A 25,446-nucleotide genomic window follows, 5' to 3' on the forward strand; every position below is an offset into this window, starting at 1 on the left:
CACCTTTCCTTTTTCACGGACACGCCATCATGCAGTTTGAAGTGCGCGCGCTTTCCACGGACCAGGCGGTATCGACCCTGTTGACGTGCGTAATCGATGGCCGCGACGAAGCCGATGCGCGGCGCCAGGCCGAGGCGCGGGGCCTGTTCGTCAGCGCCATCCGGCCGCTGCGCGCCACGCCGTTCAGCGCCGCGGGGCGCCAGCGCGCAAGGGCCTTGCCCTTGCTGCTGTTCAGCCAGGAATTGCTGGCCTTGCTCAATGCGGGCCTGGGCATCGTCGAAGCGCTCGAAGCGCTGCTGGAAAAGGAAGCGGCGCCGGCCACGCGCAGCGTCCTCACGCGCCTGCTGGAAGGGCTGCGGGAAGGCAAGCGCTTTTCCGCCGTGCTGGGCGAGCAGGCCGAACTCTTTCCCCCCTTGTATATCGGCATCGTCAAGGCGGCCGAGGGCACGAGCGACCTGCCGCGCGCGCTGTCGCGCTACATCGATTACCAGCAGCGCATCGACGCGGTGCGCGCGAAGATCGTCAGCGCCGCCATCTACCCGGCCATCCTGCTGGCCGTGGGCGGCGGCGTCAGCGCCTTCCTGATCAGCTATGTGGTGCCGCGCTTCGCGGAGGTGTACCAGGGCGCCGGACGCAACCTGCCATGGATGTCGCAAGTGATGCTCAGCTGGGGCCAGTTCGTCACCGCGCATGGCTTGCCGCTGCTGGCCGGCGTGGCCGTCGTCGGCAGCGTGCTGGTCGCCGCCGTGCGGCGCGTGCTGCGCAATGGCGGCGTGGCGCGCCTGCTGGCGAAATTGCCCGGCATCGGCGAGCGCGTGCGCATCTATGAACTGTCGCGCCTGTACCTGACGCTGGGCATGCTGTCCGAGGGCGGCATCACCATCGTGCAGGCGATTGCCACGGTGCAGGCGATGGTCTCGCCGCGCATGCAGGCGTCGCTGCAGGCGGCGCGCGGCGCCGTCGAGTCGGGCCAGCCGCTGTCGTCCGCCTTCGAGCAGCACCAGCTGACGACGCCGATTTCCCTGCGCATGCTGCGCGTGGGCGAGCGCACGGGCGACATGGGGCCGATGCTGACGCAGTCGGCGGCCTTTTATGACGGCGAGATCAGCCGCTGGATCGACCGCTTCACGCGCACCTTCGAACCGTTGCTGATGGCCGGCATCGGCCTGATCGTCGGCGCCATCGTGATCCTGCTGTACATGCCCATCTTCGACCTTGCCGGCGACATTTCATGAACCAGACTTCTTCCGTACCCATGGCGCCGCCCGCTGTCGCCATTGACAGTGCGCTGATGCAGCGCGCGCGCGTCCTGTGCCGGCAATCGAAACGCAGCCTGGTCGAGGAATTGCAGCAGCTGAGCGGCATCGATGCGCGGCAGGTGGTGCAGGAATTGGCGCGCCCGTTCGGCCTGGCCGTGCTGGAGACGGCCGACATGCTGGCCTTCGCGCCCGCTTTCGACCTGCTGCCGCTGTCGCAGGCGCTGGCGCGCCACAGCGTGCTGCTGCGCGCCGGCGATGGCCAGCTGGTGGGCGTGATCGCCGACCCGTTCGACCTCGACCTGCAAACCTGGCTGGGCGCGCGCGCCGGCCGGGGCGGGCACGCGCCGCTGGCCATGCGCCTGGCGCTGCAGGCCGACATCGGCGCCTACCTGTCGAAGCAGGAAGAGTCGGCGCGCGCCGTCGACAGCCTGCTGCCCGGCGCGGCCAGCGATGCGCGGCGCGACGGCAAGACGGCCGCCATCCTCTCCTTTGCCAGTGTCTCGGAAGCGGCCAGCCCTGCGGTGAAACTGGTCAACTCGACGCTGTACGACGCGCTCAAGGCGGGCGCCTCGGACATCCACCTGGAAAGCACGGCCGGCGGCCTGGCCGTCAAGTACCGCGTCGACGGCGTGCTCGACCACGCCACCTCCGTCAACGGCATCGAAGTGGCCGAACACATCATCTCGCGCCTGAAGGTGCTGGCCGAACTCGATATCGCCGAGCGCCGCGTGCCGCAGGACGGCAGTTTCCGCGTCGAGGCGGGCGGGCGCGAAATCGACTTGCGCGTCTCCATCATGCCCAGCATCCATGGCGAGGATGCCGTCATCCGCATCCTCGACAAGCGCGCCATGATCGAGGCCTACGGCGCGCTGACGCTCGAGGCGCTGGGCTTTGATGCGCCGTCGCTGGCGGCCCTGCGCACGCTGGCGCAGGAAGCCTATGGCATGCTGCTCGTCACCGGCCCCACGGGCTCGGGCAAGACCACGACCCTGTATGCGGCGCTGACGGAAATCCACAACGGGCGCGAAAAGATCATCACCATCGAAGACCCGGTCGAATACCAGCTGCCCGGCATTTTGCAGATACCCGTGAATGAAAAGAAGGGGCTGACGTTTGCCAAGGGCCTGCGCTCGATCCTGCGCCACGACCCGGACAAGATCATGGTGGGCGAGATCCGCGACCGCGAGACGGCGGAAATCGCGGTGCAGTCGGCATTGACCGGCCACCTGGTGCTCACCACCGTGCATGCGAACAATGTGTTTGACGTGTTCGGCCGTTTTACCCACATGGGCATCGACCCGTACGCGTTCGTCTCGGCCCTGAACGGCATCTGGGCGCAGCGCCTGATCCGCACCAACTGCCCCCATTGCGCCGCCGAGTACACGCCCGACGACCAGGAACTGGCCAGCGTCGGCCTGGCGCGCGCCGACGTCTACGAATACCAGTTCAAGCAGGGCAAGGGTTGCGGCGACTGCCGCGGCACCGGCTACAAGGGGCGCCGCTCGATCGCCGAGATCCTGGTACTGAACGATGAAATCCGCGAACTGATCGTCGACAAGAAACCGATCCGCCAGATCAAGGCGGCCGCGTATGCGAACGGCACGCGCAGCCTGCGCCTGGCGGCGCTGGAACTGGTGAAGCGGGGCGCCACCACCATCACCGAAATCAAGAGGGTCACCCTGCATGCGTAGAGGCATAGGACATGGATTGCGCCTGGGCGTGGGGCCGGACGGCCTGAGTTTGTGGCGCGCCAGCCGCTGGCGCGCCCCGGCCTGGACCCTGCTGGGCGAACAGGCGTATGCGCCGCAGGAAGACCTGGGCCTGCACGGCGATTTTGCCGCGCTGGGGCAGGCGCTGGAACAGCTGCTGCCGCCGGGCGTGTATGGCGGCTGGCCGCTGTCGGTGGTGCTCGACGACGCACTGGCGCGCCTGTGGCAGGTGGACCTGCCGCAAGGCGCCGCGCGCCTGGCCGATATCGAAGCGGCCGCCGCGCTGCGCTTCCAGTCGCTGTACGGCGATCCTCCCGGCCTGTGGCAAAGCAGCCGCGCCTGGGATGCGCGCGCGCCGTTTTTTTGCGCCGCGCCGCGCGCGCTGCTGGCGCAGATCGTGCGCGTGGCCGGCGAGCGCAAGCTGGCGCTGCTGTTCATCACGCCGCAATTCGTGCGCAACTGGAACCGCTGGCAGGGCGCGCTCAAGCCGGGGGCCTGGCTTGGCCAGCTGCAGGCGCAGATGCTGACCCTGGGCGTGGTGCACGACGGCCGCCTGAGCGCCGTGCGCACGCTGGCCGTGCCGCATGGCGCGCAGCGCTACTGGCTGGAGCAGGCGCTGGCGCGCGAAGCGCTGCTGCAAGGCCTGCCGCCGCCGTCGCTGCTGCAACTGAGCGGCGCGGCGCCGGCCGATTGGCTGGCGCCGCGCGCGGCCGGTGAATTTTCCTGCGGCGTCTTCGTGCCGGCTGGCGCGCTGTCGCCGGCTGCGCTGCTGGCGCAGAGCGGGGGACCGGCATGACGCGCCTGGATATCGATTTCGCGCCGCCCAGCCTGCGGCGCAGCCTGCACCGCGTGCCCGCATCGGCCTGGCTGGCCGGCACGCTGGGACTGGCCCTGTGCGTGACGGCCGCCTGCTACGGCAACGCCGCGCTGCAGCGCCAGCACGCGCGCGAGGCACAGCTGCTGCGCGCCCAGCAGCGCGTGGCGGCCAGCATGCAGGGACCGGCGCCGGTGGCGCAAACACCGATCGCGCCGGCGCAGGCGGCGGCCGTGAACGCCGCCATCCTGCAATTGAATCTGCCGTGGCGCGACCTGCAGGATGCGCTGGCCAGCGCCACGCCGCCCGAGATCGCCTTGCTGGCGCTGGAACCTGACGCGCGCAAGCGGGTATTGAAGATCACGGCCGAGACGAAGGACAGCGACGCCATGATCGCCTATATCGCACAGCTGAAGCAGCAGGAGCTGTTCGGCACCCGCGTGCAGCTGCTGCGCCATGAAATCAACGAGCTGGATCCGAACAAGCCCCTGCGCTTCCAGGTCGAGGCCAGCTGGAGCACGCCATGAATGAATTTGACATGAATGCGCTGCGCCTGCGCGCGCACTTGCTGCTGCGCCGGGCGGGCGCGCCTGTCTGCATCGCCGCGGCGCTCTGCCTGCTGGGCGCGGCCGCCTGGGCGTGGGCATGGCAGCAGCGCGGCGTGGCGGCGCAGCTCGAAGCGCGCGCGCTGCCCATGGCGTCGGTGAGCGTGGCGGCGGTGGCGCCGCCGGCGACGGCGAACGACAACCTGGCCCTGTTCTATGCGACGCTGGGCCAGCAGCGCCATGCGGAGCAGCAGGTCAAGGTCCTGTTCGACCTGGCCGCGAAGAACGGCCTGGTGCTGGCGCAGGGTGAATACAAGGGCGGCTACGACAAGGCCAGCCGGGTCGCCACCTACCAGGTGAGCTTGCCGCTCAAGGGCAGCTACCCGGCCGTGTGGCAGTTCGCGCTGCAAGCGCTGCGCGCCGTGCCGTTCGCGTCGCTCGATGAACTGAGCTTTCGCCGCGAGCAGATCGCCGACCCCAATCTGGAAGCGCGCCTGCGCCTGACGCTGTACCTGGCCGACGGCAGCGGAGGCGCGCCATGACGCCGCGTCATCTGCTGATGCTGGCCGGCTTGCTGGGCGCGGGCGCCTTGCTGCTGTTCGGCGAACGCCAGCCCGCGTCCGAGGTGGCCGAGGCGGTGGAGCGGGCGGTGAGGCCGGCCAGCCGGCCGGCAGGCAAGCCGGCGACGGCGCAGCCGGCCATCCTGGCCCTGCTGCCGCGCGCCGAGGTGGCGGGCGAGGGCGGCGACACCTTCGGCGGCGCCGACGGCGTCTTCCAGAGCCACAGCTGGACGCCGCCACCGCCGAAGATGGCGCCGGTCGCCGCGCCCCCGCCGCCTGCGCCGGTGGCGCCGCCGCTGCCGTTTGTCTATCTGGGCAAGGCGGCCGCCGATGGCGCGTGGGAAGTGTTTTTATCGCGCGCCGACAAGACCTACATCGTGCGCGCCAATACCGTCATCGATGGCGCCTACCGCGTCGTGGCGATCGCGCCGCCTGTCATGACGCTCAACTACCTGCCGTTGAACCAGGTTCAGCAGCTCAACATTGGAGTACTCGAGTGATGCCTCGTTCCTTTTCCACGGTGCCGTTCCTGCGGCGCGCCCGGCTGGCGTCTCCGCTGCTGTTACTGCTGCTGGCCGGTTGTGCCGGACACATGGCATACCGCGACGGCCGCGAACTGATCGCGCAAAACCAGGTGCCGGCCGGCTTGCAGAAATTGCAGGAAGCGCTGCAGCAGGACCCCGGTAATGCGCAATACCGCAGCGCCTACCTGCAGGCGCGCGAACGCGCCACGGGCAGCCGCCTGCAGCAGGCCGAGCGCCAGGCGCAGGCGGGCCAGGGCGAGCTGGCGCGCGCGGGCTTTGCCAGCGTGCTGGAAATCGATGCGCAGAACGAGCGCGCACTGAGCGGCCTGCGCGCGCTCGAGCGCGAGCAGCGCCAGGGCAAGCTGCTGTTGGAGGTGCAGCAGGACATCACGGCCAAGCGCTACGATCCCGCGCGCCAGCGCCTCAATGCCATCCTCACCGAGCAGCCGGGCCACGCCAGGGCGCGCGAACTGCTGCGCGAGGTCGATGAAAGGACGGCGCCCCCGATCGTCGAATCGGGCCTGGCCAGGTCGTACAAGCAGCCGATCACGATCGAATTCCGCGATGCCCCCTTAAAGCAGGTGTTCGAGCTGATCGCGCGCCGCTCCGGACTCAATTTCGTCTTCGACAAGGACGTCAAGGCCGATGCGAAGACCTCGATCTTCCTGAAGAACAGCACGGTGGAATCGGCCGTCTACTTCCTGCTGGTGACGAACCAGCTGGAGCAGCAGGTGATGGATGCGAACACGATTTTGATCTATCCCAATGTGGCGGCGAAATTGAAGGAGTACCAGGAGGTGCTGGTGAAGACCTTCTTCCTGGCGAACGCCGACGCCAAGCAGGTGGCCAACACGCTCAAGACCATCCTCAAGACGCGCGACGTGGTGGCCGATGAAAAGCTCAACCTGGTGATCGTGCGCGACACGCCCGAGGCGATCCGCCTGGCCGAGCGCCTGATCGCGCTGCAGGACGTGCCCGAGGCGGAAGTGGTGCTGGAACTGGAAATCCTCGAGGTCAAGCGCAGCCGCCTGCTGGAACTGGGCGTGGCCTGGCCATCGAGCCTGACCCTGACGCCATTGAGCACCTCGGGCGGCGCGGGGCTGACCATCAATGACTTGAACAATTTGAACCAGCGCAGCATCGGCGTGAGCGACCTGTCGGTGACGGCGAATGCCAAGAAGACGGATGGCGACGCGAATATCCTGGCCAATCCGCGCATCCGCGTGCGCAACCGGGAAAAGGCCAAGTTCGTCATCGGCGACAAGGTCCCGGTGATCACCACCACCATTTCGCCGGGCACGGGCGGTTTCGCCTCCGAGTCGATCAGCTACCTGGACGTGGGCCTGACGGTCAACGCCGAGCCGACCATCTACCTGAATAACGAGGTGGGTATCCGCATCTCGCTCGAAGTGAGCAACCTGGGCGCGGCCACCGTCACCAAGAGCGGTTCGACCCTGTACCAGATCGGCACGCGCCAGGCCTCGACCATGCTGCAGCTGAAGGATGGCGAAAACCAGGTGCTGGCGGGCCTGATCAACAACGAAGAGCGCAGCTCGGGCAACAAGGTGCCTGGCCTGGGCGACATTCCCGTGCTGGGACGCCTGTTCGGCAGCAGCAAGGATGACAGCCAGAAGACGGAAATCGTGCTGTCGGTCACGCCGCACCTGGTGCGCACGGTGCAGCGTCCGGAGGCGAAGGAGTCGGAGTTTTCCGCCGGGACCGAGGGCAGCTTCCGCCGCCGTCCCGACATGGCCGCCAAGGCGCCCACGCAGATGCCGGGCACGGTGATCGTGCGTTCCGGCGCGCCCGCCGTCGGCATGCAGCCGGCGCCGCCGCAACCGATGATGGTGCCGGGCCAGTTGCCGCAGGCGCTGCCGCAGACCGTGCCGTCGCCCGAAGTGGCGCCGTCGCCCGAGACGCCTTCCGCCTCGCCGCTGCCGATATCTTCCGGCCAGCCCGTGCCGCTGCAGACGGCACCGTTGCCGCTGTCGTCGGGCCAGCCGGTGCCGGTGGCGCCGCCGCCCGCCAAATGACACCGGCGCGCGCGCGCGGCGGTGGCCGGCGGGGCTTCACCCTGATCGAACTGCTGGTGACCCTGGCCATCCTGGGCGTGCTGGGCACGTTGGTGCTGCCCGTCACGCAGGTGACCGTGCAGCGGCGCCAGGAACAGGAGCTGCGGCGCGCGCTGCGCGATATCCGGCAGGGCATCGACGCCTACAAGCGCGCCGGCGACGAGGGCCGCCTCGTGCGCTCGCCCGATGCCAGCGGCTACCCGAAAAGCCTGGAACTGCTGGTCGAGGGCGTGCCGGACCAGCGCAATCCCAAGCGCAGCAAGATGTATTTCCTGCGCCGCGTGCCGCGCGACCCCTTCAATCTTGACGCCGGCCTGACGGATGCGCAAACCTGGGGCCGGCGCAGCTATGCCAGCGAGGCCGAAGACCCGCGCGAAGGCGACGACGTGTACGATGTGTATTCCACCTCGAACAGGGTCGGCCTGAATAACGTGCCTTACCGAAAATGGTGAACCATGCCCGCTCCTGACCGCGCCAACCGTCCGTCCGCCGCCGCGCGCGCGCGCGGCTTTACCCTGATCGAACTGCTGGTGGTGCTGGGCATCGTGGCCTTGCTGCTGACCCTGGCCGTGCCCCGCTATTTCCCCAGCCTCGACAAGGCCAGGGAAACGGTGTTGCTGGACAATTTGCGCAATCTGCGCGCCACCATCGACCAGTTCCATGGCGATACGGGACGCTATCCGGAGTCGCTGGAGCAACTGGTGGAAAAAAGGTATCTGCGCGCCATGCCCGTCGATCCCATCACGGACAGCGATGCCAGCTGGGTCATCGTGCCGCCGCCGGACGACACGCCGGGCCAGGTCTATGACGTCAAGAGCGGCGCGCCGGGCAAGGACCGCAGCGGCACGCCGTTTGCCGACTGGTAGCGGCGATGCGCCGTCCCCTGGCCATCGCGCGCCGCCGCCAGCGCGGCTTCACTTATCTCGGCTTGATCATCCTGGTGGCCATCCTGGGCCTGGTGGGCGCGGCCGGCCTGAAAATGGGCGCGCTGTTGCAGCGCCAGGCGGCCGAGCAGGAATTGCTCGACATCGGCGCGCAGTTTTCCGATGCCCTGTATAGCTATGCCGCCGCCACACCGCCGGGCCAGCCGCAACAGCCGCCCAGCCTGGCCGCCTTGCTGCGCGACCCGCGTGCGCCCCAGGTGCGGCGCCACTTGCGCAAGCTGTTCGTCGACCCCCTCACGGGGCGTGCCGAATGGGGCTTGCTGTACCAGCCCGGCAGCAACGGCATCATCGGCGTGCATAGCCTGTCGAAGGCGGCGCCTTTGAAGGTTGGCAACTTCGAAGCGCGGTTTGCCGGTTTCGAAGGCAAGTCGCATATGTCTGAGTGGCAATTCATGATGACCGCCCAGTCCGCACCTGCGCCGACTCCGGCGCCGGCAGGCGATGCGGTGGATGCCGCTCCCGCCACCGCGCCGCCGCCGTTGTTTTCTGTTCCTATTTCCCCGACGCAAGAAACACCGTCAAACGGACCAGCCGAAGCTGTCGAGCCTCCGGCAGAGTAGCGAAATTCACGCTTTCATCTTAAAAGTGGCGCAAAAACGATAGGTGCAAAGGGAACTATTCTTGCATGGAAAGTAATCGACTCGCGCAACTATTGCACAGTAAAAATAGTTATCTGGCATGAAACTTAGATAAAATATTTATAAGTAATTTGATGCATTTATGCTACCATCCTCATCAGTACTTCCGGTACTAAAACTATTGGTGGCCTGCATATTGCAGCCATAAATTACTTTTTAAGGGATAAACTATGAAATTGAAATTTATCGCTGCAGGCATCATGGCAGCAGCATCGTTCAGCGCGTCGGCAGCAACGTATGACCTGGGCATCCTGGATCCAAGTGGCTCCGACACCTTGTCGGCCATCACGACCAAATTTGCCGCCAACACCGTGGTTGATGATTTCTGGACCTTCAAGCTGGTGACGCCATCGTCCGCATCGTTCGGCGCGCTGCAAACGTTCTCCGTGATCGACGGCGCGATCAAGAATTTCTCGGCCACGCTGCTCGGCCACGGCAACTTGAGCTACAGCGTCGGTGGCGGCACCCAGAGCCTGAGCTGGGATGGCCAACTGGCTGCTGGCAGCTACACGGTGCATGTGACGGGCCTGACCGGTCTGAAAAATGGCGCTTACCTGGGTTCCGTCTCGGCCCTGCCAGTACCAGAACCAGAAACCTACGGCATGCTGCTGGGTGGCCTGGCGCTGGTTGGCGCCGTGGCACGTCGCCGCGCCAAGAAAGTTGCCTGAGTTTTCGCCGCAACGAAAAAAACCCGCTTCGGCGGGTTTTTTTTCGTCTCGACGCGCCGGGCGAGATGCCGGCGCCATCGGCAGGGCCGGGCGCCAGGCCGCAGGCCGTGCGTCAGGACGGCGTAGCGCCGGCGGCAACGCCCCGCGCTTCCTGTCAGGCGCTGCGCTTGAAGTCGCGGAAACGGAAGCCTACCAAAAAGAGCGTGGCAAAGTAGGCCACGCCGCACAGGCTCACGAGCAGGGCCAGGGCGCCGGCCCGCAGTAGCGGATGGGCTTGCATGCCTATCCAGTCGATGCGCATGGCGCCGAAGGCGGCCACGCCGCCCATGACGATGAGGGCCGGCAGCAGGCGCAGGAAGAACTTGGTCCAGCCCGGTTTCGGCTGGTAGATGCCGCGCTTGCGCAAGCCCCAGTACAGGAAGCTGGCGTTCAGGCAGGCGCCCAGGCCGATCGACAGGGCCAGGCCGGCCACGGCGATGTAGGGCACGAACAGCATGTTCATCAGCTGCGTGGCGATCAGGACGCCGATGGCGATTTTCACGGGGGTGCGGATGTCCTGGCGCGCGTAAAACGCCGGCGCGAGGGTCTTCACCAGGATGATGCCGATCAGGCCCAGGCTGTAGGCCACCAGCGGCTGCGTCGACATGGTCACGGATTCGGCCGTAAACTTGCCGTAGTGGAAGAGCGTGGCGATCAGCGGCGTGGCCAGGGTCGCCATGCCGACGGCGGCGGGCAGGGCCAGCAGGAAGGTCAGGCGCAAGCCCCAGTCCAGCAGGGCCGAATACTCCACCTTGTCGCCGTCCACGTTCGCCTTCGACAGGCTGGGCAGCAAGATGGTGCCCAGGGCTACGCCCAGCATGGCAGTGGGAAACTCCATCAGCCGGTCCGCATACGACAGCCAGGAAATGCTGCCTTCGCTCAGGCGCGACGCGATGCTGGTATTGATCATCAGGCTGATCTGCGCCGCCGAGACGGCGAACACGGCCGGTCCCATTTTCTTCAGCACGCGGCGCACGCCGCCGTCGGACAGGCCGATGGCGGGATTGATCGACAGGCGCGGCAGCATGCCGATCTTGATCAGCGCGGGAATCTGGATGGCCACCTGCAGCAGGCCGCCTGCGAACACGGCGATGGCCATGGCGTAGATCGGCTGGTTTAAATAGGGCGCGAGGAACAGCGAGGCGGCAATGAAGGACAGGTTCAGCAGCACGGGGGTGAACGCGGGAATCTTGAATTCGCGCCAGGTATTTAAAATGCCGCCCGCCAGGGCCACGAAGGACATGCAAGTAATATAAGGGAACATCAGCCGCGTCATCCACACGGCCGCATCAAATGCGCCCGGGTCCTTGGACAGGCCCGTGGCAATCACGTAGACGAACCACGGTGCGCCGACGATGCCGATGGCCGACACCAGCAGGGTGGCCCAGACGAGGGTGGTGGCCACATGGTCGGCCAGTTGCTTGCTGGCTTCCTGGCCATGCTGGTTCTTGTACTCCGACAAGATCGGCACGAAGGCTTGCGAGAACGCACCCTCGGCAAACAGGCGGCGCAGCAGATTGGGGATGCGGAAGGCAACGATGAAGGCGTCCGTGTAGGCGCCGGCGCCAAAGGCGCGCGCGAACAGGCTTTCGCGCAATAAACCGGTTACACGGGACAGCATGGTCATGCTGGAGATGGCGGCGAGGGTTTTAAGCAAGTTCATGGGGGCAGATTATAGCCGGGCACGAGCCCTGCAAACGGTTAAAATATGGTAACAATTACCGCTGATTCGCCCATGCCAGGCCCATTTCCAGGTGTTTTTGGGGTCGCACACGGTTTTTTGATTTGCCCCCGCTTGAAAATATCGCTATAATCGAAGGCTGTACAGAATTCTGTTACGCAGACACTAATGTTTGACAGGCACTGGTTTGGCACACATGGTTCGGCAGACGCACAGAACGCACCGGTTGGCAAACACTAATGTTTGCAAACGCACTTTGACCCTGTTTTAGGAAATTCCATGGCAAATACCGCACAAGCGCGCAAACGCGCTCGTCAAGCAGTTAAGCAAAACGCACACAATTCGTCCCAACGTTCGACCTTGCGCACGGCTATCAAAGCTGCTCGCAAAGCGATCCAGGGCGGCGACAAGGCAGCTGCTGCTGCAATCTTCCAGGCATCCGTGTCGACCATCGACCGTATCGCTGACAAGAAGATCATCCACAAAAACAAGGCAGCTCGCCATAAGAGCCGTCTGGCAGCCGCTTTGAAAGCACTGTCCGCTTAATATTCGCCAGCAGGCAAGCCACCCTGGTGGCCTTGCCTGTGCCGGTACGCCGGCACTGGTTGAAAAGCAAAAACCCGCAGACTCGTTCTGGCGGGTTTTTTCGCGTGGCCGCCCGGTTTTCAGGCGGCGCGCCGTGCGCGGGGCGCGTGCCTGGCGATCAGCGCGGCGCGGGCAGGTTGCCGATGCTCATCCCGGGCTTGATATTGCGCTGCTTGAACCAGCCCAGGTGCATTTCCAGTGCGTACAGCACGGGCACGGCCCTGGTCGAGCAGTGGCTGTCCAGCGTGTGCGGCGGCATGTCCTCGATATTGACGATCCTGCCTGCGGCATCGATGAAGGCCACCGATAGCGGCAGCGGCGTGTCTTTCATCCACATGCACTGCGTGGCCGGCGTGCCGAAGACAAACAGCATGCCGCCATTGGCCGACATTTTTTCGCGGTACATCAGGCCCTGTTCGCGCTGTTCTTGCGTGGCGGCCACTTCCGCCTGGATCAGATGCATGCCGGCCGAGAGCTGCATGGTCTTGCCCGGCGCCTGCGCCACGGCGCTGCCGGCACCGGCCGCGAAGAAGAGGGACAGGCTGAAACAGGTAAGCGGTTTCTTCATGAAGTGGCGGCGTGGGCGGTGGCAAGGGAAGCGGCGATTAAGCCATGCTGGCGGGCGCGAGGTCAAGCGGTGCGCCTTGCCAACGGCAAAGCGTGGGGTCATGACAACACGAGCGGGGTGGCCCGACGGCGGCCGCCTGGGCGCCCGCTTGCGCCAGCGCGGCAGCGGCCGGCAGGCTTGATTGATCAATTCCAGCGGAGAAAGTTGTCGTGCAGGCGTTTTGCTGCCCGTCCTTATTTTCCGATGGCGTCGGCGGGCACTTCGCACCATTCGCCGGGCAGCAGCGGGTGGCTGGCCAGCGAGAAGGGGCCGATGGCGCTGCGCACGAGACGCAGGGTCGGCAGGCCGACGGCCGCCGTCATGCGCCGCACCTGGCGATTCTTACCCTCTTTCAAGGTGATCGCCAGCCAGGCGGTGGGCTTGTCGGCGCGCGCGCGGATGGGGGGATTGCGCGGCCACAGCCAGTCCGGCTCGGCGATGCGCACGGCCTGGCATGGCTTGGTGATGAAGTCGCCCAGGTCCAGCGGCGCCTGCAGGCGCGCCAGGCTGGCGGCGTCGGGCACGCCATCGACCTGCACCAGGTAGGTTTTCGCTTCCTTGCGGTCCGGGTGGCTGATCTCGTGCTGCAGCCGGCCGTCGTCGGTGAGCAGCAGCAAGCCTTCGCTGTCCGCGTCGAGCCTGCCGGCAGGATAGATGCCGGGGATGGCGACGTGGTCGGCCAGGGTGGCGCGGCCCGCTTGCGGGGAGAATTGGCACAGGACCTGGAACGGTTTGTTGAAGAGGATGAGTGGCATGCTGGTGTGGGCTAAATCGGTGTGTAGGGTTGCGGGCGGCTGCCAGCCTTGCAAAAGCGTGGCGCCTTGTAAAATACTAGTGCATAATATGAAACGCCTGTCTTATGTCTTATAGAAGACTTGGGTGCTGGCGTTGCGATAAGGTTCTTTGGCGCTGCGGCCGGCACGGCGATGCCGATGGCCTGGGTGTTCTTTCCCTGCTAAAGTGCGTTGTTGCCGCCATGTTCGGATTTGTTTTGTAAACTCTGCAACCGCAGAGCGCGTCGCCGGGCCGTGTATGCTGCCCGCGGTGCGTCCCACTTCGGAGATCACGATGTATCAACATATCACTGTACCTGCTGACGGCCAAAAAATCACCGTCAACGCCGATTTTTCGCTGAATGTACCAGATAATCCCATCGTTCCCTTCATCGAGGGCGATGGCACGGGCATCGATATCAGCCCGGTCATGATCAAGGTGATCGACGCGGCCGTGGCCAAGGCCTACGGCGGCGCGCGCAAGATCAGCTGGATGGAAATCTACGCCGGCGAAAAATCGACGAATGTGTACGGCCCCGACGTGTGGCTGCCGGAAGAAACCCTGCAAGTACTGAAAGATTACGTCGTCTCGATCAAGGGGCCTTTGACCACGCCCGTCGGCGGCGGCATCCGCTCGCTGAACGTGGCCCTGCGCCAGCAGCTCGACCTGTACGTCTGCCTGCGCCCCGTGCGCTACTTCACGGGCGTGCCGTCGCCCGTGAAAGAGCCGGAAAAGACCGACATGGTGATTTTCCGCGAAAACTCGGAAGATATCTATGCCGGCATCGAATACCAGCAAGGCTCGCCCGAAGCCAAGAAGCTGATGGATTTCCTGGTCAAGGAAATGGGCGTCACCAAGATCCGCTTCCCCGCCACCTCGGGCCTGGGCATCAAGCCGGTATCGATCGAAGGCACGCAGCGCCTGGTGCGCAAGGCGATCCAGTATGCGATCGACAATGACAAGCCGTCCGTGACGATCGTGCACAAAGGTAACATCATGAAGTACACGGAAGGCGGCTTCCGCGATTGGGCGTATGCGCTGGCGCAAAAGGAATTCGGCGCCGAGCTGATCGATGGCGGCCCCTGGTGCAAGTTCAAGAATCCGAAGACGGGCAAGGACATCATCGTCAAGGATTCCATCGCTGACGCGTTCCTGCAACAAATCCTGCTGCGCCCGGCCGAATACAGCGTCATCGCCACCTTGAACCTGAATGGCGATTACATTTCCGACGCGCTGGCGGCGCAGGTGGGCGGCATCGGCATCGCGCCGGGCGCCAACCTGTCCGATTCCGTGGCCATGTTCGAAGCGACGCACGGCACGGCGCCGAAGTACGCGGGCAAGGACTATGTGAACCCCGGTTCGCTGATCCTGTCGGCGGAAATGATGTTGCGCCACATGGGCTGGCTGGAAGCGGCCGACCTGGTCATTTCCTCGATGCAAAAATCGATCGCCTCGAAGCGCGTCACCTACGATTTCGCGCGCCTGATGGAAGGTGCGACGCAAGTGTCGTGCTCCGGCTTCGGCGACGTGATGATCGAGCATATGTAATACTGTCGCCTGCCGGTGAAGCGTCAGCGTCCCCGGCAGGCATGCCGGGGCATGGCGGGAGGACGAAAAAAAACCCCGCTTCATGGAAACGGGGTTTTTCACATCTGAGGGCCGGAGATGCTTAGGCTGCCTGGATGTTGGAAGCTTGCTTGCCTTTAGGGCCTTGCGTGACTTCGAATTGAACTTTTTGACCTTCTTTGAGGGTCTTGAAACCGTTCATGTTGATTGCGGAGAAATGAGCAAACAAATCTTCGCCGCCATCATCTGGAGTGATGAAGCCAAAACCTTTGGAATCATTGAACCACTTAACTGTACCTGTTGCCATAAAAAGAACTTTCAAAATTAAAACAAATCACACGAGCCATAAAAGCAAGAAGCTTCTTGCCCCCTCCTCGACGTCTCACTTCTTATCAAGCTGTACATTACTGCAACAGTCGATACAGCATTGTTGGCGGAATAAATAATGAAGTCAAGCGCTTTTCCATCGATATTGACAAATTCTTCACGAGGACCAAAAAAGCAACTCTTGATTTTGAAGGCAAGGTCGCCATCTGCGCAGTATTAAGAAAACGCGTAAGATTGAAAACAATTGGAAACGCGCAGATATTGCGCATGACAACCACTGTGAAAGCATTAGAATAAGCGTATGGCAACCAAGCACGACACAGAAACCCTGCTGGAGCGGCAAGTGCTGAAACCGCCGCCGCTGTACCAGGTGGCCTTGCTCAATGACGACTACACCCCGATGGAATTTGTGGTGGCCATCATTCAGGAGTATTTTAACAAGGACCGTGAAACGGCGACGCAGATCATGCTCAGTGTTCATCGCTACGGCAAAGGAGTGTGCGGCGTGTTCTCTAAAGATATAGCGTGTACCAAAGTGGAGTTCGTTTTAACGCATGCGCGCAAGGCGGGGCATCCCCTGCAGTGCGTGATGGAGGAAGTATGATTGCGCAGGAATTAGAAGTAAGTTTGCACATGGCGTTTGTCGAAGCTCGGCAGGCACGGCACGAATTCATTACGGTTGAGCATTTACTGCTGGCACTGCTGGACAATCCCTCCGCAGCTGAGGTATTGCGTGCCTGCGCGGTCAATATTGAAGACCTGCGCAAGACCCTCACCAATTTCATCGGCGATAACACGCCGACCGTGCCTGGCACGGGCGAAGTCGACACCCAGCCGACGCTTGGTTTCCAGCGCGTGATCCAGCGCGCCATCATGCATGTCCAGTCCGCCTCGAACGGCAAGAAGGAAGTCACCGGCGCCAATGTGCTCGTGGCCATCTTCGGCGAAAAGGATTCGCACGCGGTTTATTACCTGCACCAGCAGGGCGTGACGCGCCTGGACGTGGTCAACTTCATCTCGCACGGCGTGCGCAAGGACCAGTCGACGGAAAGCGCGAAAGCTTCCGAAGGCGTGGAAGAGGCGCCCGTCGATGGCCAGCCCAAGGAAAGCCCGCTCGACCAGTTCACGCAAAACCTGAACAAGGCCGCCGCCGAAGGCAAGATCGACCCGCTGATCGGCCGCGAGGACGAAGTCGACCGCGTGATCCAGATCCTGTGCCGCCGCCGCAAGAACAATCCGCTGCTGGTCGGCGAGGCGGGCGTGGGCAAGACGGCCATCGCCGAAGGCCTGGCCTACCGCATCACGCAAAGCGACGTGCCGGAAATCCTGCAGAATGCCGTCGTGTATTCGCTGGACATGGGCGCCTTGCTGGCCGGCACCAAATACCGCGGCGACTTCGAGCAGCGCCTGAAAGCCGTGCTCAAGCAACTGAAGGACAATCCGAACGGCATCCTGTTCATCGACGAGATCCACACCATCATCGGTGCGGGCTCGGCCTCGGGCGGCACGCTGGACGCGTCCAACCTGCTGAAACCGGCACTGGCGAATGGTCAGCTGAAATGCATCGGCGCGACCACGTACACGGAATTCCGCGGCGTGTTCGAGAAAGACCATGCGCTCTCGCGCCGCTTCCAGAAAGTGGACGTCAACGAACCGACCGTCGAGCAAACCGTGCAGATCTTGCGCGGCCTCAAGTCGCGCTTCGAAGAGCACCATGGCGTCAAATACTCGGCCTCGGCCCTGTCGACGGCGGCCGAACTGGCGGCGCGCTTCATCAACGACCGCCATCTGCCCGACAAGGCGATCGACGTCATCGATGAAGCGGGCGCGGCGCAGCGCATCTTGCCGAAGTCGAAGCAAAAGAAAACCATCGGCAAGGCCGAGATCGAGGACATCATCGCCAAGATCGCCCGGATTCCGCCGCAAACGGTCAACCAGGACGACCGCAGCAAGCTGCAGACCATCGACCGCGACTTGCGCAATGTTGTGTTCGGGCAAGATCCGGCCATCGACGCGCTGGCCTCGGCCATCAAGATGGCGCGTGCCGGCCTGGGCAAGACGGACAAGCCGATCGGCTCCTTCCTGTTCTCCGGTCCGACCGGCGTCGGCAAGACCGAGGTGGCGAAACAGCTGGCCTTCATCCTCGGCATCGAGCTGATCCGTTTCGACATGTCGGAATACATGGAACGCCACGCCGTCAGCCGCCTGATCGGCGCGCCGCCGGGCTACGTCGGTTTCGACCAGGGCGGTTTGCTGACGGAAGCGATCACCAAGAAGCCGCATGCGGTCTTGCTGCTCGATGAAATTGAAAAAGCCCATCCGGACATTTTCAATATCCTGCTGCAAGTGATGGATCACGGCACCTTGACGGACAACAATGGCCGCAAAGCCGATTTCCGCAACGTGATCATCATCATGACGACGAATGCGGGCGCGGAAAGCTTGCAAAAGACGTCGATCGGCTTCACCAATTCGAAGCAGGCCGGCGACGAGATGGCCGACATCAAGCGCATGTTCACGCCGGAGTTCCGCAACCGCATCGACGCGACCATCAGCTTCCGCGCGCTGGACCAGGAAATCATCCTGCGCGTGGTCGACAAGTTCCTGATGCAGCTGGAAGAGCAGTTGCACGAGAAAAAGGTCGAAGCCGTGTTTACCGAGAAGCTGCGCACCTTCCTCGGCAAGAAGGGTTTCGATCCGCTGATGGGCGCGCGGCCGATGGCGCGCTTGATCCAGGACATGATCCGCAAGGCCCTGGCCGACGAGCTGCTGTTCGGCCGCCTGGTCACGGGCGGACGGGTCACCGTCGACCTCGACGACAAGGATCAGGTCTTGCTGGAATTCCCGGAACCGCCCGACGCGGCGCCGACGGCAGCGCCGGAAACGGTGGAAGTCGAATAATCGTCCCCGTCGCTGCCGCGCGATCAAAAAACCCGCCCACGCAAGTGGCGCGGGTTTTTTTACGTCCTGGCTGTATAAGTGGAAACTGTTGCGTAAATATCCTTGTTTAAAAATAAGTATTGCTTTTGCGTAAGCTATGCAAGAATCAGGATCCCGATGTTGGCCATGCCCCGCATCGTTCCGTTTCCCTGGCTCTTGAAAGATTGCTTAATGAAAATTTCCCGCACTCTCGCCTTCCTCCTGTTGTCCGCCGGCTTGCTGGGCAACGCCGCCGCTGCCTCCGCCTCCACCGCCAGCTATTTCCGTTTTCCCGCCGTGCGCGGCGATACCGTCGTCTTCACGGCCGAAGGCGACCTGTGGAAAAGCAATCTACGCGGCGGTGCGGCGCAGCGGCTGACCACGCATCCGGGCTATGAAACGAACGCGGCGATCTCGCGCGACGGCCAGTGGCTGGCCTTTTCCGCCGCCTACGAGGGGGCGCAGGAAGCGTATGTGATGCCGCTGGCGGGCGGCTTGCCACGCCGTATTTCCTTTGACAACGGCGGCGTGCTGGTGCTGGGCTGGACGGCGCAGGGCGAAGTGCTGGTGAGCACGCAAAATACGGACGGTCCCGCCTCGCGCCGCATCGTCGCCGCCATCGATCCCGTCAAGCAGACGCGGCGCGTGTTTCCCGTGGCCGACGCCAATGACGCCGTGCTCGACGACGCTGGCAAGACGCTGTTCTTCACGCGTTTCGGCCTGGCCGTGACCAACGATAATGTGCGCAACTACCGGGGCGGCGCGCATGCCACGCTGTGGCGCTATGCACTCGATGGCAAGGCTGAGGCCGTGCCCATGCACACGGATGCCAGCGTGTTGGCGGGCAACAACAAGCGGCCCATGTGGTGGCAGGGCCGCGTCTACTACATCAGCGACGCGGGCGGCAGCGACAACCTGTGGAGCATGCTGCCCGACGGCTCCGAGCGCCGCGCCTTGACCCGCCACACGCAGTGGGACGTGCGCAATGCTTCCCTGGGCGATGGCAAGATTGTGTATCAATTGGGGGCAGACCTGCGGGTGCTGGACCTGGCCGCAGGGACGGACTCATCGCCATTGCCGATCAGCCTAGTCTCCGATTTCGACCAGCAGCGCGCGCGCCAGATCCGCTCGCCGCTCGATACCTTGAGCAATGTCCAGCTGTCGGGCAAGGATGAGCGCATCATCTTGACTGCCAGGGGCCGCGTCAGCATCGCCGGCACGGGCAGCCTGCGCCGTGTCGACATCGCGATTCCCGAAGGAGCAAGGGCGCGCGATGCCGTCTTTTCCAGCGACGAGAAATCCGTCTACGCCATCGTCGACACGAGCGGCGAGAACGAAATCTGGAAGTACGCGGCCGACGGCTCGGGCAAGGGCGAGCAGCTGACCACGCAGGGCGACAACCACCGCTGGAAGCTGTATCCGTCGCCGGACGGGCGCTGGCTGGCGCACACGGATAAAAAGGGCCGCTTCTGGCTGCTGGACCTGGCCACCAGGGGCAACCAGCTGATCGACGACGCGGGCAAGGCGGGCGTGGACAAGCACGACGAAGTGCAATGGTCGCCTGACAGCCGCAACCTGGCCATCGTGCGCGTGGCCAGCGGCGAGCAGCGCGAGCAGATCGGCCTGTACAACCTGGCCTCGAAGCAATTGCAGTTCGTTACCAGCGACCGCTACACGTCCGCGTCGCCCGTGTTTTCCCCCGACGGGCGCTGGCTGTATTTCCTGTCGGCGCGCAATTTCCAGCTGGCCAACGGGTCGCCGTGGGGCGACCGCAACATGGGCCCCGTGTTCGACAAGCGCATCGGCGTGTATGCGCTGGCGCTGCAGCCGGGCAACCGCTTTCCGTTCCAGCCCGACGATGAGCTCAGCCGTCCGGGAGTGAAACCGGCCGAGACCGATGATGAAAAGGCGGCCGAGCTGGCGGCGGAAAAGGCACTGGAAAAGGCCGGCGGCAAGGCGGGCGTGAAAAAGGCGCCGGCCAGCTTGCCGGCCATCGTCAGCCTGGGCCTGGCGGAGCGCCTGTACGAGGTGCCGCTGGCGCCGGGCAACTACGATGCGCTGGCCATGGATGACAAGCGCCTGTATTTCCTCGAGCGCGACAGCGGCGAGCGCAAGTCCAGCCTGAAGACGCTTGCCATCGGCAATACCGGCTCCAAGCCGGAACTGCTGGTTGCCAATGTGCGCGAATTCGACCTGGCGCAGGACAAGAAACACTTGTACTACCGGACAGCGGCCGAGAATGGCCCGGGCGAGATGCTGGTGATCGAGGCGGGCGCCAAGCTGCCGTCCGACCTGTCGAAGGCGAAAGTAAAAGTCGACGACTGGACGTTTGTCTCGAATCCGCGCCTGGAGTGGAAGCAGATGTTCAACGACGCCTGGCGCTTGCACCGCGATTTCCTGTACGACGCGAAGATGCGTGGCGTGGACTGGAAGGCGGCGCGCGACAAATACGCGCCGCTGGTCGAGCGGGTCACGGACCGGGCCGAGCTCAATGACGTGCTGGGCATGATGGTGGCCGAAGTCGGTGCCCTGCATTCGCAGATCCGCCCAGGCGAATTGCGCCGCACGGAGCAGGAAGGCACGCCGGCCGGTCTGGGCGCCGTGCTGGCGCGTACCGGCGAAGGCTACAAGGTCGAGCATATTTACCGCAGCGAGGCGGAACTGCCGTCGGCGCGCGCGCCGCTGGCGCGCCCCGAGGTCGACGTGCGCGAAGGCGACGTGATCACGGCCGTCAACGGCAAGGACGTATTGCAGGCGCGCGACATCAGCGACCTGCTGCTGAACCAGGCCGACAAGCAGGTCTTGTTGCAGGTCAAACGGGGCAATGGCGCGCCGCGCGCCATGATCGTCAAGCCCGTGAACATGGCGAAGCAGACGGCGCTGCGCTATGGCGACTGGGAGCTGAGCCGCGCCGAGCAGGTGGCGGCGGCCTCGCAGGGCCGCATCGGCTACCTGCACCTGCGCGCCATGGGCCCCAGCGACATCGCCTCGTTCGCGCGCGATTTTTATGCCAACATCAACCGCGAAGGCCTGATCATCGACGTGCGGCGCAATAACGGCGGCAATATCGACAGCTGGATCATCGAAAAGCTGCTGCGCAAGGCCTGGGCCTACTGGGCGCCGCCGGGCGTGCAGCCGTCGTCGAACATGCAGAACACCTTCCGCGGCCACCTGGTGGTGCTGGTCGATGAACTCACGTATTCGGATGGCGAGACGTTTGCGGCCGGCGTCAAGGCATTGAAACTGGCGCCGCTGGTGGGCAAGCGCACGGCCGGCGCCGGCGTCTGGCTCAGCGACAATACGCGCCTGGCCGATAACGGCATGGCGCGCGTGGCGGAAAACGGCCAGTTCGGCATCGACGGCCAGTGGCTGATCGAAGGCGTGGGCGTGGTGCCGGACGTCGAGGTAGACAATCCGCCGCACGCCACCTTCAATGGCGCCGACCGCCAGCTGGACGTGGCGCTCGGCATGCTGGCGAAAAAACTCAAGGAGCAGCCGCGTCCCGCCTTCCAGGCGCAGCCGATACCCGCGCTGAAGCAGGGGAACTAAAGGCCGGTGACGGCCTTGAACTGCTGCGCGCGGCGGCGCGACACCTCGACCACGCTGCCGTCGCGCAAATGCAGGTCGAGGCCGTCGGCCGCATTCGGCGCCACTTGCGCCACCTGCGCCAGGTTGACGATCTGGCGCCGGTTGGCGCGGAAGAATTGCGCAGGATCAAGCCGTTCTTCCAGCTGGCTCAATGAGCGCAGCATCAGCTGCTGCTGCGCGCCGAAATGCACGCGCGTATAATTTCCTTCCGATTCCAGCAGGCGGATATCGTCCAGCGCGACAAACCAGCAGCGCTCCCCATCCTTGATGAACACCTTGCGCGGCGCGGGCGGCGGCACGGCTTGCGCCCGCGCGCCGGCACGCGCCAGCGCCGTGGCCAGGCGCGCCGCCTGCACGGGTTTTTGCAGGTAGTCGAGGGCGCTGACCTCGAAGGCCTGCAGCGCGTACTGGTCGAAGGCCGTGCAAAAGATGACGTCGGGCGCGTCGTCGAGCGACGCCAGCAGGTCGAAGCCGGAGCCGCCCGGCATCTGCACGTCGAGCAGCAGCAGGTCGGGCTGCAGCTTGCCGATTTGCGCGACGGCGTCGGCCGCGCTGGCCGCCTCGCCCACGATGTCGACCGCACCGCGCTGCACGTGCGGCGCCAGCAGGCGGCGCAGTTCGGCGCGCGCCAGGCGCTCGTCATCGACCAGCAGTAGCTTGAGCGGCCGAGCGTTCATGCCTGTTCCGGCAGGTCGATGGTGGCAAATACCCAGCCCGCCTGCTGGCGCAATTCCAGGCTGGCGCGCTCGCCGCAGGCCAGCTGCAAGCGCTGGCGCGCATTGCGCAGGCCGACGCAGGTGGAGTTGCCCGGTGCGCGCAAGGCGCCCGTGTTGGCGACCTCGATCTGCAGCATGCCCGCACCGGCGTTGCGCCGCGCCGCGATGCGGATGTCGCCGCCATCGGCGCTCGTTTCCACGCCATACTTGACGGCGTTTTCCACCAGCGTTTGCAGGGCCATGGGCGGCACGCGCACCTGTTCCAGGCCGGGCGCGCTGATATCGATCGCAAAGTTGACGCGCAGGCGCTCCTCGAAGCGTATCTGTTCGATCGCCAGGTAGGCGCGCACGGCGTCCAGTTCGGCCGCCAGCGGCACCGTCGCGTGCTGGCCAGACTGCAGCGCATGGCGCATCAGGCCGGCCAGTTGGTCGATCATGTGCGCGGCCGCCTCGCGGTCTTCGAAGATCAGCGCGCGCACGCTATTGAGGCTGTTGAAGAAGAAATGCGGGTTCACTTGCGCCTGCAGGGCGCGCAGTTCCGCTTCCCGTCCGTGCAACTGCAGGCGCAGGGTTTCCGCTTCCAGGTGGGCGGCGCGGCGCAGCGACAGCGTGGTGAAGTAAAACACCGTCCAGGTCAGGAATACCCCGAACCAGAACAGCAGCGCGCCGGGCAGCCATGCCAGGCCGCGCAGGACATCGGGCGGATACATGGCGTGGAAGGCGGCCGTCACGCTGGCCGTCTGGATGGCGGCCAGCAGGACCAGCGACGGCAAGATGCGTTTCCAGCGCAAGCCGTTTGCCGCCCAGCCGCGCCGGCGCAGGACGCCACGCCACAGGTGCGACAGCAGCAAGCCGCCCAGCGAACCCCAGCAGGCAATCGTCACGACGATGCGCAGCTGCGAGGAACCGCCATACACGCTGTTGAACACGGTGAGTGCGCCCCAGCCAGCCAGCTGGAAGGTCCAGTACCAGTTGATCCTGGCCAGCAGCGGCGGACGTTGCACGGGCGCGTTCACTGCCTAGTCCAGGAACTGTTCGATGCGCGCATGCATCCAGTCCGGCTGGTCGTACATGATGAAATGGCGCGCCGTGTCGGCCAGCGCGATCTGCACGCCCGGCAGTTGCGCGTACTGCTGCTGGAAGGTGGCCTCGATGGCGGCGCGCGGCGCATAGTCCTTGTAGGCGATCCAGGTGCCCAGCACCAGGGTCGGCGACTGCACTTTTGCCACGTCCTGGCGCAGGTCGCTGGCCATCAGCGTGCCCATGGCGCGGATCACTGTTTCGCGGTCCGAGCGCTGGCCCCAGCCGATGATGCGTTCCACGTCGGCCGGCGCGCTGACCATGTTGGTGACGGTGCGGCGCTGGCTGGCGCTGGCGCTCGAGGCATCCTGGGCGCGCATGGCCGATTGCATCTGCTGCGACATGGCTTGCAGCTGTTCCGGCGTGATCGAGGGCAGCTGCGTCGCGCCCAGCGCGGGCAGCGAGTCGACGATCACCAGCCTGCCCGTCCGGGCCGGATGGTCGATGGCCATTTTCAGCGCCAGGAAGCCGCCCAGGCTATGCCCGATGATGACGGGCTGTCCCAGCTTGTTGGCGCCGATGTAGTCGGCCAGCTGCTGCTCCGCCTGCGCCAGCAGGTCGCCTTCGATGGGCGCCACGCCGGCAAAGCCGGCCAGGGTCAGCACGTGGCATTGACGCGCGGCTTGCGGCGCGCACAGGCGCGCCACCGTGCCTTGCCAGACGTCGCCCGACGACGCCAGGCCGGGAATCAGGATCAGGGGGCGGCCCTGGCCCATTACCTCGACCGTGAACGCCTTTGGCGCCGCGGCCTGGCTGGCGCTGGCCAGCAGCGCGGTACTGAGCCAGATCAATGTTTGCAGTGTTCGTTTCATGGGGTACTCCTCCTTGACGACCATGCTAGCGGCGCGGGCGTTCGGCCGCCAGCGCCGCGGGATGAGCGGCGCCAGGGCGGGATGAGCGGTTCAGATCCATTCATCCTGGTCCTGGCAGTGCTCGGGCAGGTAGGTCAGGTATTGCACCATGCGCGGCGCCGGGCCGCGGTTGGGCGTGGCGCAGTGGGGCAGCGCCTGGTGCCAGATGATGAAATCGCCGGCCATGCCGTCGACGGGCACGGGCCGCAAGGCCTCGACGGCCCATTCGCGCGGCTGGCGGCCCGGCGGCACTTGCCGTAGCCAGTCGGCCAGGTGGCGCTGGAAGCCGGGCACGCAATGGAAGGCGCCGTGCTGCGCCGGACAGTCGCTCAGGTACAGCATGCCTTGCAGCTTGAACGGAATCGGCTGTTGCAGGCTGACGTCCCAGTGCAGGGCGCTGCCGGGAAAGCGGTGCTGCGGCGTTTCCGGCGGATTGAAGCTCACCTTGTCGACGCTGGCGTAGATGCCGGCGCCGGTGCCATATAGCTGCTGGCAGGCGTGGCGCACGTGCGCGCTGTGGCGGTTTTCCTCGAGGGCCGGATGGTCGGAAAACTGCAGCATCAGGCCCCGCTTGCCCGGATGCGGCTGATACCACGATGCCGGCTCGTCGGGCGAGGCGCCCAGGTAGTCCCAGATGGCCGTTCGGGCGGCGGCGCATTGCGCGCGCGGCACGGCGCCGCGCAGCACCAGATAGCCGTGTTCCTCGAAATGGCGCAGCTCGGCGGCGGACAGCACGTCCCGGTGCGCGCTGGCGGCGTGCGCCGGGCGTGGGCGCGTGCGCGCGGCGATCCAGTCCGTGTAGGCTTGCAGGGTCGGCCGTTGCTGATACAGGAAGTGCAGCGCGTCTTCCATCGAAATGCCGCGCGCGTATAGCGCCTGGATGTCCCGGTGGTCGCGCGCCAGCCCCTGTTTGCCCGTCGCGCCAGCGTGTCCCGTGCAGCGTTGCCATAAGTCGTGCAGGTGAGGCCAGTCGTCCATGG

Annotated in this window: 24 protein-coding genes; 16 read left to right on the forward strand and 8 right to left on the reverse strand. The window is 64.9% G+C overall.

Going from position 1 to position 25,446, the window contains the following annotated elements; all coding sequences use genetic code 11:
- The first annotated feature begins 29 nt into the window (after positions 1-29).
- The 11 genes from AC3RCJ_RS08595 to AC3RCJ_RS08645 all read left to right on the forward strand — a co-directional run bounded on the left by AC3RCJ_RS08595 (position 30) and on the right by AC3RCJ_RS08645 (position 9,733).
- Positions 30-1,235 (forward strand): type II secretion system F family protein, encoded by a 1,206-nt coding sequence (locus AC3RCJ_RS08595; RefSeq protein ID WP_492961732.1) that lies wholly within the window; start codon positions 30-32, stop codon positions 1,233-1,235.
- Positions 1,232-2,950 carry a GspE/PulE family protein gene (locus AC3RCJ_RS08600; protein ID WP_492961730.1) on the forward strand — a complete coding sequence of 573 codons (1,719 nt, stop codon included), beginning with the start codon at positions 1,232-1,234 and terminating at the stop codon, positions 2,948-2,950. Before AC3RCJ_RS08595 ends, AC3RCJ_RS08600 begins: the two co-directional genes overlap by 4 nt.
- Positions 2,943-3,764 (forward strand): hypothetical protein, encoded by an 822-nt coding sequence (locus tag AC3RCJ_RS08605; protein ID WP_492961728.1) that lies wholly within the window; start codon positions 2,943-2,945, stop codon positions 3,762-3,764. Before AC3RCJ_RS08600 ends, AC3RCJ_RS08605 begins: the two co-directional genes overlap by 8 nt.
- Complete coding sequence (locus AC3RCJ_RS08610) at positions 3,761-4,309, forward strand: hypothetical protein (RefSeq protein ID WP_492961726.1); 549 nt, start codon at positions 3,761-3,763, stop codon at positions 4,307-4,309. Before AC3RCJ_RS08605 ends, AC3RCJ_RS08610 begins: the two co-directional genes overlap by 4 nt.
- Positions 4,306-4,869 (forward strand): hypothetical protein, encoded by a 564-nt coding sequence (locus tag AC3RCJ_RS08615; RefSeq protein ID WP_492961724.1) that lies wholly within the window; start codon positions 4,306-4,308, stop codon positions 4,867-4,869. The genes AC3RCJ_RS08610 and AC3RCJ_RS08615 overlap by 4 nt, the downstream gene beginning before the upstream one ends.
- On the forward strand, positions 4,866-5,387 hold the full coding sequence (locus AC3RCJ_RS08620; RefSeq protein WP_492961722.1) for a hypothetical protein: 522 nt from the start codon (positions 4,866-4,868) through the stop codon (positions 5,385-5,387). Before AC3RCJ_RS08615 ends, AC3RCJ_RS08620 begins: the two co-directional genes overlap by 4 nt.
- Positions 5,387-7,444 (forward strand): secretin GspD/PilQ domain-containing protein, encoded by a 2,058-nt coding sequence (locus AC3RCJ_RS08625; protein ID WP_492961849.1) that lies wholly within the window; start codon positions 5,387-5,389, stop codon positions 7,442-7,444. Before AC3RCJ_RS08620 ends, AC3RCJ_RS08625 begins: the two co-directional genes overlap by 1 nt.
- A complete protein-coding gene (locus AC3RCJ_RS08630; protein WP_492961720.1) occupies positions 7,441-7,935 on the forward strand; it encodes a type II secretion system protein in 495 nt (164 codons plus the stop codon). Before AC3RCJ_RS08625 ends, AC3RCJ_RS08630 begins: the two co-directional genes overlap by 4 nt.
- 3 nt (positions 7,936-7,938) lie before the next feature.
- Positions 7,939-8,349 (forward strand): type II secretion system protein, encoded by a 411-nt coding sequence (locus AC3RCJ_RS08635; protein WP_492961718.1) that lies wholly within the window; start codon positions 7,939-7,941, stop codon positions 8,347-8,349.
- Positions 8,350-8,354: 5 nt separating this feature from the next.
- A complete protein-coding gene (locus AC3RCJ_RS08640) occupies positions 8,355-8,987 on the forward strand; it encodes a type II secretion system protein (protein WP_492961716.1) in 633 nt (210 codons plus the stop codon).
- A gap of 248 nt (positions 8,988-9,235) precedes the next feature.
- Positions 9,236-9,733: an FxDxF family PEP-CTERM protein gene (locus AC3RCJ_RS08645; RefSeq protein ID WP_492961714.1), complete on the forward strand. Its 498-nt coding sequence runs from the start codon at positions 9,236-9,238 to the stop codon at positions 9,731-9,733.
- A 154-nt stretch (positions 9,734-9,887) separates the two neighbouring features.
- On the opposite strand, the gene murJ is transcribed toward AC3RCJ_RS08645, so the two are convergent.
- Entirely contained in the window at positions 9,888-11,435 is a 1,548-nt protein-coding gene (murJ, locus tag AC3RCJ_RS08650) for a murein biosynthesis integral membrane protein MurJ (protein WP_492961712.1), read from the reverse strand.
- A gap of 297 nt (positions 11,436-11,732) precedes the next feature.
- On the opposite strand from murJ, the gene rpsT reads away from it, so the two are divergent.
- Positions 11,733-11,999, forward strand: coding sequence for a 30S ribosomal protein S20 (rpsT, locus tag AC3RCJ_RS08655; protein WP_010395935.1), 267 nt, complete (start codon positions 11,733-11,735; stop codon positions 11,997-11,999).
- A gap of 157 nt (positions 12,000-12,156) precedes the next feature.
- On the opposite strand, the gene AC3RCJ_RS08660 is transcribed toward rpsT, so the two are convergent.
- On the reverse strand, positions 12,157-12,606 hold the full coding sequence (locus tag AC3RCJ_RS08660; protein WP_492961709.1) for a DUF192 domain-containing protein: 450 nt from the start codon (positions 12,604-12,606) through the stop codon (positions 12,157-12,159).
- A gap of 233 nt (positions 12,607-12,839) precedes the next feature.
- Positions 12,840-13,400: a pseudouridine synthase gene (locus AC3RCJ_RS08665; RefSeq protein ID WP_492961707.1), complete on the reverse strand. Its 561-nt coding sequence runs from the start codon at positions 13,398-13,400 to the stop codon at positions 12,840-12,842.
- A gap of 313 nt (positions 13,401-13,713) precedes the next feature.
- Here AC3RCJ_RS08665 and icd point away from each other — a divergent pair, with 313 nt between their 5' ends.
- A complete protein-coding gene (gene icd, locus AC3RCJ_RS08670; RefSeq protein ID WP_492961705.1) occupies positions 13,714-14,967 on the forward strand; it encodes an NADP-dependent isocitrate dehydrogenase in 1,254 nt (417 codons plus the stop codon).
- Positions 14,968-15,088: 121 nt separating this feature from the next.
- On the opposite strand, the gene cspE is transcribed toward icd, so the two are convergent.
- Entirely contained in the window at positions 15,089-15,292 is a 204-nt protein-coding gene (gene cspE, locus AC3RCJ_RS08675) for a transcription antiterminator/RNA stability regulator CspE (RefSeq protein ID WP_010395943.1), read from the reverse strand.
- Between the two features lie 321 nt (positions 15,293-15,613).
- Here cspE and clpS point away from each other — a divergent pair, with 321 nt between their 5' ends.
- From clpS to AC3RCJ_RS08690, 3 genes are all read left to right on the forward strand, one after another.
- Entirely contained in the window at positions 15,614-15,916 is a 303-nt protein-coding gene (gene clpS, locus AC3RCJ_RS08680) for an ATP-dependent Clp protease adapter ClpS (RefSeq protein WP_034751577.1), read from the forward strand.
- On the forward strand, positions 15,913-18,213 hold the full coding sequence (gene clpA / locus AC3RCJ_RS08685) for an ATP-dependent Clp protease ATP-binding subunit ClpA (RefSeq protein ID WP_492961702.1): 2,301 nt from the start codon (positions 15,913-15,915) through the stop codon (positions 18,211-18,213). Before clpS ends, clpA begins: the two co-directional genes overlap by 4 nt.
- A gap of 210 nt (positions 18,214-18,423) precedes the next feature.
- Positions 18,424-21,780 carry a S41 family peptidase gene (locus AC3RCJ_RS08690; protein ID WP_492961700.1) on the forward strand — a complete coding sequence of 1,119 codons (3,357 nt, stop codon included), beginning with the start codon at positions 18,424-18,426 and terminating at the stop codon, positions 21,778-21,780.
- Here AC3RCJ_RS08690 and AC3RCJ_RS08695 read toward each other — a convergent pair.
- From AC3RCJ_RS08695 to AC3RCJ_RS08710, 4 genes are all read right to left on the reverse strand, one after another.
- Entirely contained in the window at positions 21,777-22,496 is a 720-nt protein-coding gene (locus tag AC3RCJ_RS08695) for a LytR/AlgR family response regulator transcription factor (RefSeq protein WP_492965372.1), read from the reverse strand. The genes AC3RCJ_RS08690 and AC3RCJ_RS08695 overlap by 4 nt on opposite strands.
- The gene (locus AC3RCJ_RS08700; protein ID WP_492965174.1) at positions 22,493-23,551 is read right to left on the reverse strand and encodes a sensor histidine kinase; all 1,059 of its coding nucleotides are present in this window, start codon (positions 23,549-23,551) and stop codon (positions 22,493-22,495) included. The genes AC3RCJ_RS08695 and AC3RCJ_RS08700 overlap by 4 nt, the downstream gene beginning before the upstream one ends.
- A gap of 3 nt (positions 23,552-23,554) precedes the next feature.
- Positions 23,555-24,427, reverse strand: coding sequence for an alpha/beta fold hydrolase (locus tag AC3RCJ_RS08705; RefSeq protein ID WP_492965173.1), 873 nt, complete (start codon positions 24,425-24,427; stop codon positions 23,555-23,557).
- 90 nt (positions 24,428-24,517) lie between these two features.
- On the reverse strand, positions 24,518-25,444 hold the full coding sequence (locus tag AC3RCJ_RS08710) for a phytanoyl-CoA dioxygenase family protein (RefSeq protein ID WP_492965172.1): 927 nt from the start codon (positions 25,442-25,444) through the stop codon (positions 24,518-24,520).
- Positions 25,445-25,446 lie beyond the last annotated feature (2 nt).

It is taken from the genome of Janthinobacterium sp. GW822-FHT07H11 (genome assembly GCF_058798615.1).

Bases quoted from the DNA above. Each gene is read 5' to 3' on its own strand.
- AC3RCJ_RS08595 (WP_492961732.1), top strand. From the start codon at position 30: ATGCAGTTTGAAGTGCGCGCGCTTTCCACGGACCAGGCGGTATCGACC.
- AC3RCJ_RS08600 (WP_492961730.1), top strand. From the start codon at position 1,232: ATGAACCAGACTTCTTCCGTACCCATGGCGCCGCCCGCTGTCGCCATT.
- AC3RCJ_RS08605 (WP_492961728.1), top strand. From the start codon at position 2,943: ATGCGTAGAGGCATAGGACATGGATTGCGCCTGGGCGTGGGGCCGGAC.
- AC3RCJ_RS08610 (WP_492961726.1), top strand. From the start codon at position 3,761: ATGACGCGCCTGGATATCGATTTCGCGCCGCCCAGCCTGCGGCGCAGC.
- AC3RCJ_RS08615 (WP_492961724.1), top strand. From the start codon at position 4,306: ATGAATGAATTTGACATGAATGCGCTGCGCCTGCGCGCGCACTTGCTG.
- AC3RCJ_RS08620 (WP_492961722.1), top strand. From the start codon at position 4,866: ATGACGCCGCGTCATCTGCTGATGCTGGCCGGCTTGCTGGGCGCGGGC.
- AC3RCJ_RS08625 (WP_492961849.1), top strand. From the start codon at position 5,387: ATGCCTCGTTCCTTTTCCACGGTGCCGTTCCTGCGGCGCGCCCGGCTG.
- AC3RCJ_RS08630 (WP_492961720.1), top strand. From the start codon at position 7,441: ATGACACCGGCGCGCGCGCGCGGCGGTGGCCGGCGGGGCTTCACCCTG.
- AC3RCJ_RS08635 (WP_492961718.1), top strand. From the start codon at position 7,939: ATGCCCGCTCCTGACCGCGCCAACCGTCCGTCCGCCGCCGCGCGCGCG.
- AC3RCJ_RS08640 (WP_492961716.1), top strand. From the start codon at position 8,355: ATGCGCCGTCCCCTGGCCATCGCGCGCCGCCGCCAGCGCGGCTTCACT.
- AC3RCJ_RS08645 (WP_492961714.1), top strand. From the start codon at position 9,236: ATGAAATTGAAATTTATCGCTGCAGGCATCATGGCAGCAGCATCGTTC.
- murJ (WP_492961712.1), bottom strand. From the start codon at position 11,435: ATGAACTTGCTTAAAACCCTCGCCGCCATCTCCAGCATGACCATGCTG.
- rpsT (WP_010395935.1), top strand. From the start codon at position 11,733: ATGGCAAATACCGCACAAGCGCGCAAACGCGCTCGTCAAGCAGTTAAG.
- AC3RCJ_RS08660 (WP_492961709.1), bottom strand. From the start codon at position 12,606: ATGAAGAAACCGCTTACCTGTTTCAGCCTGTCCCTCTTCTTCGCGGCC.
- AC3RCJ_RS08665 (WP_492961707.1), bottom strand. From the start codon at position 13,400: ATGCCACTCATCCTCTTCAACAAACCGTTCCAGGTCCTGTGCCAATTC.
- icd (WP_492961705.1), top strand. From the start codon at position 13,714: ATGTATCAACATATCACTGTACCTGCTGACGGCCAAAAAATCACCGTC.
- cspE (WP_010395943.1), bottom strand. From the start codon at position 15,292: ATGGCAACAGGTACAGTTAAGTGGTTCAATGATTCCAAAGGTTTTGGC.
- clpS (WP_034751577.1), top strand. From the start codon at position 15,614: ATGGCAACCAAGCACGACACAGAAACCCTGCTGGAGCGGCAAGTGCTG.
- clpA (WP_492961702.1), top strand. From the start codon at position 15,913: ATGATTGCGCAGGAATTAGAAGTAAGTTTGCACATGGCGTTTGTCGAA.
- AC3RCJ_RS08690 (WP_492961700.1), top strand. From the start codon at position 18,424: ATGAAAATTTCCCGCACTCTCGCCTTCCTCCTGTTGTCCGCCGGCTTG.
- AC3RCJ_RS08695 (WP_492965372.1), bottom strand. From the start codon at position 22,496: ATGAACGCTCGGCCGCTCAAGCTACTGCTGGTCGATGACGAGCGCCTG.
- AC3RCJ_RS08705 (WP_492965173.1), bottom strand. From the start codon at position 24,427: ATGAAACGAACACTGCAAACATTGATCTGGCTCAGTACCGCGCTGCTG.
- AC3RCJ_RS08710 (WP_492965172.1), bottom strand. From the start codon at position 25,444: ATGGACGACTGGCCTCACCTGCACGACTTATGGCAACGCTGCACGGGA.